This is a genomic window from Treponema sp. J25 (assembly GCF_004343725.1).
Taxonomy (GTDB): domain Bacteria; phylum Spirochaetota; class Spirochaetia; order Treponematales; family Breznakiellaceae; genus J25.
The window spans coordinates 21,799-36,018 of record NZ_PTQW01000010.1 but is presented as its reverse complement, the minus strand read 5'-3'; the positions used below and the strand labels follow the sequence as shown (position 1 = coordinate 36,018).

General features: G+C 51.2%; 5 protein-coding genes. 3 read left to right on the top strand and 2 right to left on the bottom strand.

Annotated elements, in window-relative coordinates:
* Positions 1-55: 55 nt before the first annotated feature.
* From C5O22_RS02985 to C5O22_RS02975, 3 genes are all read left to right on the top strand, one after another.
* Positions 56-11,530, top strand: a complete 11,475-nt coding sequence (locus tag C5O22_RS02985) for an Ig-like domain-containing protein (RefSeq protein WP_165910379.1) — start codon at positions 56-58, stop codon at positions 11,528-11,530.
* 183 nt (positions 11,531-11,713) lie between these two features.
* Positions 11,714-12,109: a nucleotidyltransferase substrate binding protein gene (locus C5O22_RS02980; protein WP_132779715.1), complete on the top strand. Its 396-nt coding sequence runs from the start codon at positions 11,714-11,716 to the stop codon at positions 12,107-12,109.
* 5 nt (positions 12,110-12,114) lie between these two features.
* Positions 12,115-12,459, top strand: a complete 345-nt coding sequence (locus C5O22_RS02975; protein WP_132779714.1) for a nucleotidyltransferase domain-containing protein — start codon at positions 12,115-12,117, stop codon at positions 12,457-12,459.
* A gap of 122 nt (positions 12,460-12,581) precedes the next feature.
* Here the strand turns inward: C5O22_RS02975 and C5O22_RS02970 are convergent, their stop codons facing one another.
* A complete protein-coding gene (locus C5O22_RS02970) occupies positions 12,582-12,818 on the bottom strand; it encodes a helix-turn-helix domain-containing protein (RefSeq protein WP_132779713.1) in 237 nt (78 codons plus the stop codon).
* Positions 12,805-14,016, bottom strand: a complete 1,212-nt coding sequence (locus C5O22_RS02965) for a type II toxin-antitoxin system HipA family toxin (protein ID WP_132779712.1) — start codon at positions 14,014-14,016, stop codon at positions 12,805-12,807. The genes C5O22_RS02970 and C5O22_RS02965 overlap by 14 nt, the downstream gene beginning before the upstream one ends.
* Between the last annotated feature and the right edge of the window lie 204 nt (positions 14,017-14,220).

The window sequence follows — 14,220 nt, the reverse complement described above, 5'->3', positions numbered from 1 at the left end:
TCGGTCATTCGAGTCATTTTTAGAAAGACAGCTAGAGATAGTGGAGGAAACATATATGAATACAATGAGGCAACCATCACAGAATCCTCATAAAAGAATTTATTGGTGGGGAGTTCTTGGTATAAGCCTGATAGGTGTGATGGTTCCCCTTTCCTGCGAACTGTTTAACGTGGGTCTTGGGAATAAGGTGGATCTCTATCCTCCGGAGGTCCGGATCACCAGCCCCGTGAATAATGCCTATGTGAACTATACCGATAGTAAGATCGTAATCAGCGGAACCGTTACCGACGATGGGGCTATTTCGTCGGTAGAGCTGATCTGGGAAAGTGGCACTAAATCGAAACGGGCCGTGGTTTCGGGAAATAGCTGGTCGGTGACTTTTAACAAGGGGGAACTGGCGGATGGACGCTATGTATTTACCGCCCGGGCCACCGACGCAAGCAATAAGAGCAGTGAATGGCAGAGCACGGTAAACGTGGATACCACGCCCCCCTCAGGGGCCTTTATATTTGCAGCTGACCGAGGAACTTCTCAGGATAATCCTTATAATGGCAAAGAAAAAATACAGGGTATGGCCGAAGACGGAAGCGGCCGGCTTTCCAGTGTGGTAGTAACCCTCGGCGGCGTCCGCATATTCCCTACCGACGCCAATCCTTCCCCCACTGCCTCGGAGGTGGCAAGCTGGAGCGTAGACCTTGATTTTGATGATGTAGTTACTGGTTTAGTTACTGATGGAAGTAAATGGAAGGACGCGGCGTTTACTAATATTTCAGGCAACCTCTACAGCGCTGAGTTAAAACTCATTGTGACCGACCAGGCGGGAAACAGCGCTGAGGTTACCCAAACCTGCTATGTGGATTTAACCTATGACGCGCCGCGGATTACCTGGCCCGCCAGTCTGGATGTAAGTACCGCTGCAAACTATCCTCGAAATCCCACACTGTACAGCGGCAACATCTTTAAAAATGGGGACACCATCGATATCACCGTGGAAGACGACGATGCGGTGGACCGCAGCAGTGCGAAGTTGGTGCTGGAAACAGGTACTGGAACTAAATATGAATACACTGTCGCAAATTTGGGCCTCACTGCAAATCCCTCAGGCACAACAAAAGCCACCAGTGTGCGGTTCCGCTTTACGGTGCCCCAAGAGACGTCTCTTCCGCAGGGTGAATACAAGTTTTCTTTTGAAGTCTCCGATGATGCGGCCTATAAAAATGGTAAAGATGCATCAACCACGAAAGTAGAAAACAAATCCTTCGTTATCGACAACGGTCCCCCGACGTTGACGGTGAATCCCTTAGCAAGCAACGTCCTCCGTTCTGACGTCTTTGCCCTTTCGGGTACCGCGAGCGATGGATGGGATATAGATTCAGTACAGATAAGTCTGGATGGCGGTGTTTCTTGGCAGGACGCCAATCTTTCAGGAAGTGCCGGAAGCTACACCTGGACTTGGAATGGCACCAACACCACCGAGGGCTACTACAATGTGCAGGTAAGATCGGTAGATCGGGGCGGTTCAAAATCAAGTCGAGACTTGCAGGTGACTATAGATAACACCGCGCCCGACCTTAGTTTTAACCAGGTGTACCCAATTGTAGAATCCAGCGATAAACGAGTAAACGGTATCATCAAAGCCTCGGTCACTGCGGCGGACACCAACGGTCTTGCGGGGGTTCGGTATTGGACGTACACAACGACACCACCGGCCGAATCGATCCAGAACTGGAATGGTTCAGGCTATGTGGAACTTAGCAGCGCTCCCTATGCGGTAGCTATTGACACCACAAGTCTCACTGGTACCTTGTATCTCCGTTTTGGGGCTCGAGATAAGGCTGGGAACACTACATATATAACTTACGACCCACTTACCATAGACCAGAGTACCGATAATCCTACGATTAACCTTACCAACCTGAATCAATTGGTGAGTACCTGGGCTGGGGCAGCAGCAAACCTCCTTGAATCGAATGCCCGTATCATCGGCCTCTTATCCGATGATGATGGTATCGATGCCACCACAGTGCAGATCCGCTATACCAGCCGGCTTGAAAGTTCATCCGATCCACTTGTGTGGGGAGACTGGCAGGCTGCAACGAGCGCAAGCACTACCAGCTTCGATTACACCTTCCCCTCGGATATCCCCGAAGGAGTGCGGGCGGTGGAAGTGAGGGTATTTGATAAGGCCTCCCTCAAGGATGGGAAGCCCGCGGTTTCCACTACCATTGGCCCCTTCTATGTTGCCATAGACCGACAGCCTCCGTCCCTGGCAGTTAATTCTCCCAGTTACGGTAGTTACAAAGGCCTCGGGACTTTCCAGATCCAGGGAACTGCCAGCGATAGCTTTGCCCTGAAAGACCTTGATACAGGCACAGCGGGCACCCAGGCGGTTATCGTCCGTACGTTGAATGCAGATTTTACTGATACGGCCAACAATACCCTGGTAACCGTCGCAAGTGACGGCACCTGGTCCTACTCTTACACCGTGAATGCGGGGATCGACGAAACAAAAACCTTTTATATTCTGGCCCAGGATTTCTTTAACAAACAAACCGTCATAACCCACCAGATTCGCCTGGATACGGTGCCCCCCACCATCAGCATCACCAATCCGGCCGCCGCTGGTTCCTGGTTCGAAAGCCTTGCCCGCTTTGACGGAACCGCGAACGACACCACCGGTATTAAGACAATCTACTATTGGATCGGTAACGAAACCGATACCCCCCCCGCTGTCGGAAATGCGGCATGGACAAGTCTGGCAGGAAACGTAAATTGGTCCGCCACGGTAGACCTTTCAACTGCTTTGGAGGGTTCTAAAAAATTCTGGGTCTATGCAGAAGACCTGGCAGGCAACGTGAGTACTCCCCAGAGTTTACAGTTCTATCTTGATAAGGCCAATCCCACCATCAGCGGAGTTTCCGTTGGTGATGGGGAATACCGGAACGCTACCTTTAGTCTTGCCACAACGGTGGGAGATACGTATCAACTAAAGAGTATCCTCGTAGAACAGCAACAGGGAAGCGGGGCCTACGTTACTATCTACTCCGGGGCTGTCAGTGGAACCACGAGCTCCGTGACTGTGAACAACCTTCCCCGGGATCCGGGGAATCCCGCGGCCTTAACCCTGGTGGATGCGGAGTACACCTATCGGATCACCGTGGAAGATCTCGCGGGGAAAAAGACAAGCCTTACCCGCCGGATTGTATTCGACGATACCAAGCCTGTTGTAGAAATCACGAGCTTTACCAAATATGCCACAGCAAATAAAGTCAATAAAACAGTAACCTTTAACTCCCTCGCAAGTGATGCGAATGGTCTTGAGGGAGTCAAGTACTTTGTGAGTACGAATGGGACAAGTGCGCCAGCCTATGATGCCACTGTGGGTGGTTCTATAGTGCAGATACTTACAGGCCAGACCATCGATACCACAACCCTGGCCGACAACACCCAGTATTACCTGTGGGTAGTAGCCCGGGACAAAGCAGGGAACGAAGGGGCGAGCAGTGCGGTGGGCTTCTATGTAGATCAGAGCACGGACCTGCCGGTGGTAAGTCTCACGTCCCTCGACCCATCGGTTACGGCGGAATCCGGGATTCTGGGGTCGACGATAAAGAACCTGTTGGTAAGCGGCGGAAAGATCAGCGGCACAATTACCGATGACGATGGAGTACCGGACACGGCAACGATTTGGATAGACAAGAACAAGGATGGAAGTTTTGGTTCTGGCGAAAGCTATACGGTAAACCTGACGGGGAGCACCCTTTCGAAGAGTTTTGATTTTGATGTAAGTACGGCGGGTCTTGCGGATGGGACGTATGCGTTCAAGATTGAAGTAACCGATACGACGGGGGTCTCTAATGCCTCGATGACGCCGGTGTGGTTTGCCTACGATACGGCGGTACCGACGGTGGTATTGAACGCAAACGCCAGCGATGGTAACCCTGTGGGCCCCTACCGGAAGGCGGACTTTACGGTCCAGGGAACGGTACAGGATGCGAACGGGATTAGCAACGTCGAGTTCAGTATGAATAGTGGAATAAGCTGGGAGGACCTGGGTATTACCGCCGCATCCGGCGAAAACAAGGCCTGGAGCAAGCTGATTACGGCAGCGAGTAGCAATGGGACAAAGGTTCTGCTGGTCCGGGCGACGGATAAATTTGGACGGGTTGGCGTATCTTCGAGTGTATCCGTCACTATCGATACGGTAGCGCCAACCATCTCAGTAACAAGTCCGGGGACCTTTGTGGCAGGACCTGGTGTTACTATTACGGGGACAAGTAGCGATAGTGGAAGTGAGGCCAGCGGTCTTGATAAGGTCTATTACCGTGTTGATGGAGGCTCCTGGCAGGAAGCTTCGGGGACCGCAAGCTGGAATACTACCCTGGATCTGGATACGGATGGCACCGGTCCCGATACAGGATTAAGTGAAGGGAATCATACTCTGGATGTGTATGTAACCGACAAGGCGGGGAACCAGAGCAGCGTACAGAGTATCACTCTTATGGTCGACCAGAACATACCTGCCCTCGCAACTATTACGATTGATGGGACCACCTTTGGGGAATCCCCCGTCTTCCGCACCACGGGCTTTACCCTGGCAGGAAGTGTCACCGACACCAATGGGGTCGCTTCGGTCAGCATTACCCAGACAAAAGAAGGGGGATCCTCTGAGCCTGTTACGGTAAGCCTTGGAACCGGGAGCACGAGCAGAACCTGGACTGCCTCAATTTCCTTAAGTGGAGAAGGTTCCTATACCTACACCATCACGGTAACGGACGTAGCGGGCCGCAGTACCAGTGCGTCCCGTACGGTGGTTGTGGACACCCAGGCCCCCTCGGCTCCCACGGTGAGCAGCCCCGGCATGAATAGCTGGATCCTCGGGACCAGTTACACCGTCAGCGGCACCGCCAGTGACGTGGGAAGCGCTGGCATCGGTGCGGTTTATTACATCGTCGGACCCGCCACGGGGTATACGCCCCCCACAGACCTGGCAGGCTGGAACCTGGCAAGTGGAACCGAAAGCTGGAGCGGGACTATCAATCTAACAGCCCTGGGCGAAGGAGCCAAGAAGCTCTTTGTTAAAGCGGTGGATAAGGCGGGCAATGTCTCGGCCCAGACCGAACGATCCTTTGGCATTGACCAGAGCGCCCCCTCGATTAGTCTTACCGGTCCAGTGGCAACCCTTGCTAATGGCTCGATTACCTTTACGGGGACTGCCAGCGACTCGTACCTCGTGGCCCTGGTTACGGTAGCAGAAAAGAAACCCGGTGATACTAGCTTTACTGACATCGGTACGGCTGATTACGACAGCGGAACGGGCATCTGGTCCTACACTCGGAATATTACTGGCCTTTCCGATGGTACCTATGAATACCGCATCACCGTGACCGATGGCGCCCTGAAGACCACCTCGGTTACCAAAACCATTACTATCGATACTACCGCGCCGGTAGTAAGCTTTAACCAACCGGCTCCGTATATTGAAATAAGCGGAACCGTGTACGGCAACGGCACCATGACCATGAGCGGCACCGCCAGCGATCTCAACGGCCTTGCGGGTTTGGAATACCGCGTTGGTGGCGGCACCTGGCAGAGCGTCGGAACCGCTCCCTACATCAGCTTTACCTTCGCGGTTAATACCACTGCATACACCGATAAGGCAGACCTCAGTATCGAAGTACGGGGTACCGACAATGCGGGCAATGTGGCCGTTGCATCCTATACCATCCGGGTAGATCAGGATACGGATAAACCCACCTTTACGATTGGCAGTCCCACGGAAGGCGGCCTTGTGTCGAGCCAGACCATTACCATCAGCGGAAGTCTTGCCGACGATGACGGTCTTAACGATGCTACCCTGTATTACCGCTTAAGCGCCGATGGGGGCACCACCTGGAGCCCCGATTGGACGCAAATTCCCGCTTCGTACCTTACCGGTTCGGCTACAGCAAAAACCTTAAGCAGCTTCTCCTTTACCAATAGCATCGATGGAGCCAAAGTCTTGCAGCTTAAGATTGCGGATGTGAACGGAACCGTGGCCACCAAGAGCATCACCTTTACCCAGGATGCGGGGGCCCCCACCATCAGCAACATAAGCCCCGCAACCACGGGCTACCGCAATGGGGACTTTACGGTGAGCGGAACTGCGACTGATAGTCAAGGTACGGTCACGGCGGTGCGTTACCGGGTTGTCAAGGATGGCGCTACGGTGGTTGTAAACTGGACCGCCTGTACCCTCGGGAGCCCCGGTTCTGCCACAACAAGCTTTACCACGGGACTCATCCCCACAAGCAGCGGCACGGGCATTTACCAGGTAACCTTTGAAACCGAAGATAATGCGGGCAACAAACGGCAGGAAAGCTATGCCTACACGGTGGATAGGACCCTGCCCTCCGGAAGTTTTGCAAGTCCCGCAAGCGGCAGCACCACCAATAACATCATCACCCTGTCGGGAACCGCTTCAGATAACTTTGGTTTAGGTAGTCTCCGGCTCGCCATCATGAAGGATGGTACGGAAGTGGCCGACCTTGGCGCCCCCACTGGCGCAAATGACTGGAGCCTGAGTTTCGATACCCGCACCTACGACGAGAGCGCCTACGCAACCCTGATTAGTGGCAGCCTCTATGAAATTACCCTGCGTCTCATCATAACCGACGTGGCAGGAAACATCGCCACCGTCGACCGGACCTTCAGGATCGACCAGAGCACCGATATACCGCAGATAAGCTTTACCACCCAGCAGAGCGTGTACCTTGCGGATTCTAAGATTTACGGAACCGCCACCGATGATGATGGTATTGCTTCTATAGAAGTAAGCACCGACGGTGGTACAAACTGGACTACCCTCTCCGCCCCCACCGGTGGCTGGGGAACCAGCGCAAGCTGGAACTACGACCTGGGCAGCACCGACGGCGCGTATAGCCTGCGGGTCCGGGTAACCGATGTTTCAAGCCCCGCCATCGTAGGTACCAGTAGTGACGCTACCTTCCTGGTTGACCGGGAAGCCCCGGACGGAGCCTTTACCGCTCCTGCGGCTAACAGCAAGCTTAAGGCCAGAGACCTTACCTTTACAGGAACCTATGGGGACGAAAACCCGGTCGTTTCCGTACAGCTTAAGATTGATTCTAGCGACTTTACGAGCGGCGCCGTCACGGCCACCATGTCAGGTGGTTCGGGCAGCACGAGCGGTACCTGGACCTACACCTTCGCTACCATTCCCGATGGCACCCGGACCATCTACGCCCGCGTCACCGATGCGGCGGGTCGCACCACCCTTATAAGCCGCACCGTGGTAGTGGATACCACAGGCCCCGTGGTCACCATCATCGATCCTGCGGACTTAACCAGTGTATATGGCAAGGTAAGCATCCGCGGAAGCGCTGAGGATACTACCACGACGATTAAGAATATCAAGATCGGTATCGGCAAGACCGTCAACGAGGAAGACTATGAAGGAAGCCCCTGGTATCCTGCTACGGGAACGGTAAGCTGGTCCTACACCTTTAATAATATCAGCGCCTATGCCAATACTACCTATGCGGTGGACATTGGGGATACCGACCAGGACGGTGTCCAGGATGCGGGCGAAACCTGGCTGAATATCTGGCGGATGAAGATCTATATCCGCGCTGAAGATACCGCGGGACTAGGAAGCACGGGGAATATATCCTATGTATCAACCTACACCCTTGAAATCGACCCCAACCGGGACCGGCCGGAAGTGACCGTCCTTGACCCCGACGATGGGGCAACCATCGGGGGGTACAAGCGGATCTTTGGTATTGCCCAGGATGGTCAGTCCATCTGGAAGGTCCAGATTGCCTTTGATATGAATAACGACGGTGATTTTAATGATGCGGGGGATGTATGGCCGAGCATCAGCGGCTTTACTCCGCCGTCAGCGGACGAATCGGACAGCAGTACCACCGCCTGGTACCTCGTCAACGGCACCACGAGCTGGTACCAGACCATCAACCTGTATGGGGAATTCAATCCCACCGGCACCGACACCACCCGGACAATAAAGTTCAAGGTCCGAGCCTGGGATTACAAGACCACCCCCGGCGATGGTATTCCGGGAATTGAGGTGGTGCGGACCATTACCTTTGATAAGACCGTGCCCCAGTACGCCGACATATCCCACGAAACAGGGAGCACCGTAGGGGGCAGCTTTACTATCACCGGCTATGTACGGGACGAAAGCGGTCTTCAGAGCATCATCTTTAAGCATGAAGGGCCCCGCATCTCCAGTCAGGAACTGATTGGGGCTGCCTCTGGCCAGCCCCGGGCGGTGCTTGTGAATAGCGGCGAACCCGGCTATGTGGCAGGCTACATGACCTACCGGCTTGAAATACCGATTAACACCACCGAAGCAGGGCTCTTCCCCGCTTCCTCAGGTATCATGGCGGTGGCCCTGGATGCGATTGATTCAAGTGGATTCCACAGCATCCTAAGCCTGAGCTTTAACGTGGACAACATTCTGCCTTCGAACCTGACCTATACGGCGGGGAGCGAAATCATCGGTACCCAGGCAGAAGTGCAAGGAACGGTCCGGGATACGGGCATTGTGTCGGGTATTAAGCAGGTGGTGGTGTACCTCAAGCGAGGCGACAGCGTAGTCCGCTTAAAGGGCGGTAGTGGCAGTCTTGATGCAAGCGGCGTCCTGAACCTGAGCGACAGCGCCTACAACGACTACCGCATCGTTATTGATAACCGCCTGGAAGACGGCAACGACACTGGCTCTGCGGGAGATAACGATGGCTTTGCCGAGTGGCTTACCATTAGCGGCGGTGTGTACAACTGGGCGGCCCGGTTCAATTCAATCCTGGTTTCTGATGGCAAGACGGAAGTAAACTATGTGGCCTATGACTTTGCGGGCAACACCGTGAGCGGCAGCACCAACGCCTATGTGGCCAACAACAAGCCAAGCATTACTTCTATAGTCCTTGGAACAGACTTGAATGGGGATGACGATACCGATGACTCGGGCGAAAAAACAAGCGAAATTAGCTCGGGCTACAGCGCTACGAACTTTACCGCCCGGGGGAACCGCCTGTATATTCAGGTGAATGCGACGGGCGGCAACGGGACCAAGCGCTACTCGATTACATACAACGGGACCGAACAGAATGGGACCCTGACATCCAATACGGTCACCATCAATACCAGCAGTTTTGCGGAGAGCAGCAGCGCCAACGATAGGTTCTTTACCATCCTGGTCTACGACAGCACCACGAGTGACGATGATGATTCCACCGACGAGCTAACCGCCACCATTACGGTGGGTCTTACCATCGACAATGTGGACGAGGTGGCCCCCGCGGCATGGCTGTACCAGCTCGCTGCTTCGGACGTGAAGGATTACAACGCAAGCGACCGGTCCGTATGGAAGGGCCATATCGAACCCTGGAACCAGAGCCCCTATGATAACGAGGATAGTGGATTTAATAAGACGAATGAGGTCTTTGGCAACGATGCGGATGTGAGCGGCACCATCGTGTTCCGCGGCGGAGCCAGCGACAATCAGCGGATTAACGCCCTCTATATCTGGATAGACCTGAATGGGAACGGAACAGTTGATGCAGGCGAAGAGCAACAGGTAGCAAAATTTAGCGGCAGTAGTCTTGTAGAAGACACAAGCAATACTCTTGGAAAATGGACTGCCACAAGTGAGAGCCTTACCCTGGCAGGCGGCCATACGGTGGAATGGACGTTTGAATGGGACAGCAGTAAGGTAAGCGGCGTTGCCCGGGCGAATGTGCGCATCCGGGTGCGGGCAGAAGATGCCCGGCCTGCCGCAAGCGGCGGCCCCAACGGCTCAGTCCAGACCCCCGCTACTCCCACTGACAGCACAGCCTTAACCACCGGCTTCAACATCATGAAGGTGGACGTGGTGCCGTATGTCAAGGATATTACAACAGCGCTTAGCTCAGCGTATGCATCTAAGCCGAGTGCGTTCAATAGGTCTGCTCTTGGATGGTATCCAGTGAGAGAAAATGAAAATATTACTATTAGTGGATTTAATTTGAATGGGACAAGTACGGGAGTGACTATTAATGGAACATCTATCACACCATCAAGTGGATCTACGACCCAAATCGTAATTAATACCGGAACAACAGCTACCAGTGGAACACTCATACTTACCGTAAACGGAGTATCTTCTATTAATAATAACAATAACAACGAGAAAGAATGGAATTCCTTTAGTAATGGAGTCAATAATGCTCAATTGAACGATGATACTTATCTCTACCTCTGGAAATTCAATAGTCTCGTTACCAGTTCAATGATTCGTTATCCTTCTATGCGGGTATCCCGAAGCGCTAATGAATATGTGGGCTTTGCATACGCTAGTGGGGCTCAAGAGGTACATGTTAACGTCAATGGAACAGATACAAAAATAGATGGATCTTATACCCAGTGGTATGATACCGGTTTTGCAATCGATTCAAACGATCGCTGGTATGCAGGAGCTATGAATGGAGATTACGGAGGAAGTGGTGTTACTGGTAGTGATCAAGATATGAATACTGGTACAGGAGGAGGCTGGGCTAATTTTGGTTTCTATGCTTGGCAAGCTGGAACCAATATACTAAATAGTACCGGAGCCTATAGCAGTGGTTCCCATAAACGCATGATTGAAAATGCAAATAGCAATACCGCTGCATCCCCGAATTTCAATCCGAATAGGATTCAAAGTCCCAAGATGGTCACGTTTGTTAATGGTGGTACAACAAATGTATTCATGAGTTACTACGATGCTTCTAATAATCAAGTTCGGTATCGCTATGGAACTGTGTCCGGTACATATCCTGGGAGTCCCACTTTTGGAGGCAATATAGCAAATCATGGTAATGTGGCGGATGGTTCTGCTGCAGGTTACCATGTAGTAGCCGATGGAAACACCACTACTACTTATAAAGCCGGCCAATATTCTGCAATTGGAATTACCCCAGATGGCTCTGTTGCTGTTATAGCATGGTATGATGCAACAAATCGAAAACTTATGTTTAGCTATAACACTGATCCAACTGGAGCTTCCAGTTCCCAATGGCAAACCAATGCAACTGTGATTGATGCAGATTTTTCTGGGTGGTATGTAGATCTAGTTGTTGATGATCTTGGGGGAATTCATATTGCATATTATAATTCTTCTAATGGCGATCTTCGGTACGCATACAAGAGTGCCTATAATCAGCCTGCCACGGTGGTCACGGTAGACTCCTTCCTTGCAGTGGGGACAAATATTTCTATAAGCTGGAAAACCAATGGAACAAAACGAATTCCTTATATAAGTTATTACATGAGTTCTTTTACCGCCACATCCTTCAGTGTTAAGGTTGCCTGGTTGAATGGTGATTTATCAGACGGAGTAAATAATGATATGTACACTGGGAGTTGGGAAATCATGACTGTTCCCACATCTAATATCCCCAAAGACTTTACAGTAGGTATAGGCATTAAGGGAAATCAGCCTATTCTTGGTTATGCTACAACTACTAGCCTTGAAACAGCCCAATTAAAATAATCTATCCGTTTGGGTATACACCCCCGAAATTTCTTAGGGGGTGTTCTACTATGGGCCATAAGGATACGTAAGGAGGTTCCCTTCAGGGCCCCCTTCAGCGGGGGCCCTGAGTTTTTCCCTTTTCAGTTCCATTGAGAAAAAACCATATTATCGTTATACTATCACCGGAGGGGGCGCCCATAGATGGAACAGGATATCCGCTGGAAGCAACGATTCTCCAATTACAAGCAAGCCATGGCCCAACTCGACGAATTTATTAACAAAGGGGATCTTAATAAATTTGAAAAACAAGGGCTTATCCAATGCTTTGAGTACACCTTTGAACTTGCCTGGAAAACCATGAAGGATTATCTAGAAGCCGAAGGGTATACCATTCAAAGCCCCCGGCATACCATTCAGACCGCCTTTCAGTCCGGCCTTATCCACGAAGGGCATCTGTGGATCGATGCCCTTGAAAAACGGAACCTTATGGCCCACACCTATGATGAAGCGCGGGCAGAAGAAGCGGCCAATCTGATAATGCATTCATATTATAAGATCCTAAAAGACCTCTACCGGACTCTGGAAGGACGGGCATAGATAATATGAAATACGGCCTCGACGAAGCGGACCTTTCATATATCATAGCCGCTTTGAAACAATTCCCAGAGATCCAGAGGGCCTTTATCTTCGGCTCCCGGGCAAAGGGAACGTACAAAAGGGGTTCAGATATTGATATTGCCATAGCGGGTCCATCAATCACCTTTACCACCATATCAAAACTTCATGCTCTGCTCGAAGACCAGGGCCCCTTACCATACTTTATTGATATTGTCCACTACGAAGACATAGAAAATCCAGCCTTAAAAGAGCACATCGATAGGGTTGGCCAGCTAATTTACGAAGCCCCGGCGAGCATACCGCCAACAACAGAGAAGGTGGGCGACTAACTAGGTTTTCTTACTCATATGACTAAACCGCAATGAAATGCGATTTAGTCTTGACGATTCTGCAATAAAATGCCGATTAGTCTCGACATTCCCGTTCTTAGAAATGAACATTGATTTCTGAATTAATTCAACAAATCATCCAGGGTAGGTGTACTTGACCGTTCCTTTATGTCGAGTTCCAGCCCAAGCCGCTTAAGAATGTGACCCAACTGTCTCAGAGAGAGGGAAAGCTTTTTACCTGTCTCAAAGGCAGAAAGGGTTACCCGACTTAGGTGCAGTTCCTTGCAAAGGGCTTCCTGAGTAATACCCAGGGCCTTTCTTCGTTGGGCAATGGCCGGCCCAAGATCATATATCTCCATTTGCTTTTTCTCCTATCTGCCACTCTTTCAGCATTCGTTCCCCTATAACATTAAAATCAGGATGCTCCTTGCAGTATTTTACTAGTTCCCTCCGAACCTGAGAAACCGCGGAAATACAGGAATCCCAAAGTTCGGCGCTCCTGCGGGGCGTCATCATACAGTACTGTTCTGCAAAATGGAACAACCTTTTTTTATTCCACCATGATTTTTTCCCAAACAGAGTGAGGGCCGGCGTATCATGGGGAAGATAGCAGGTCGTAGTAACCAGGTTGTAGGGAGGTGCAAGACGGCAGTCCCTTTGGCCAGTACCATACAGGACCCCAAAATTCTTAAGATGGGCGTCTCCATTCCGGAGAAGAACCATAAGGACCATCAACATAAAATACTGCTCTAAAGACCCTCTGGTTTCAGAAGGACCGGTAAACAGGCTAATAGCCCTCGCAATCTGTTCATAGCTTCCTTCATATTTCTGTCGATTAGTTTTACCCAGAAGGACCGCCATTTCTTCAAAGCCGACAGCGGGGTTCTGATTACCTGCAAATCGTTTAATAATGAGAAGCTTTTGACTATCACTGAGAAAAAACTCAGGCACCGATAAGCCCGCATGCCGAGCTACCTGTAAACAAAAATATTCATTAACCGTAAGGAATGGATAGGCCTCTCCACTGGTTTTAATGATATAATCATCCATACAAAGATTTATTTTGTCACGGAGTACCCCGAGAACCTTAGGTTGAATTCCCCCTATCGCAGAGCGGTATAAAAACCGCTCCAGGAGTTCCTCAAAAAGGTCGTCTTTCCTATGGATAAGTTCATCCAGAAGAAGAGGCTCAGGGGTTTTCGGGGGTGACACTTTATCGATGAGCGACGGAGGCATATCCACAGCGGAAAAGGTAAGCCTCCCCTTAATTGATGGAGCGAGAACCGCGAGCAAGGTAAGTTCATCAAGTTCGCCCACTTCTTTGGAAAGGAGGGCTTTAAAAATTTCAAAAAGGTACCCCTCCGGAATATACTGGTTAAAAATAGGATGAAGCTGGTCCCGGGGAAAAACATAGCTTTTATTTCGTACCGGCATGGTTAAAGAAACAAAGCAGGAAGGGTCGGTTGTTTGATAGGTAAACACATAGTCCCGTCCTTCTCTCGTAAGGAGCCCTGCTGCTTTTTGATTAACATATACCAGTACTTTTATTGTATTCATTTAATTAACATTATAAGCGCATTTTTCTAAAATGTTAAGTATTCTAATACAGAATTTAGCATAATCCCTTGAGTAGAAGAGGGGGAAGTCTCCCCCTCGCTCCGGCCGCCAGAGGGGAAAAACTCCCGGCACCCTGTCACCGCGCAATTCGCCGCGGCACTGCTTTTCTCCGGTGGTCCCGGGCTTGCAGCCAGCAGGTCACCG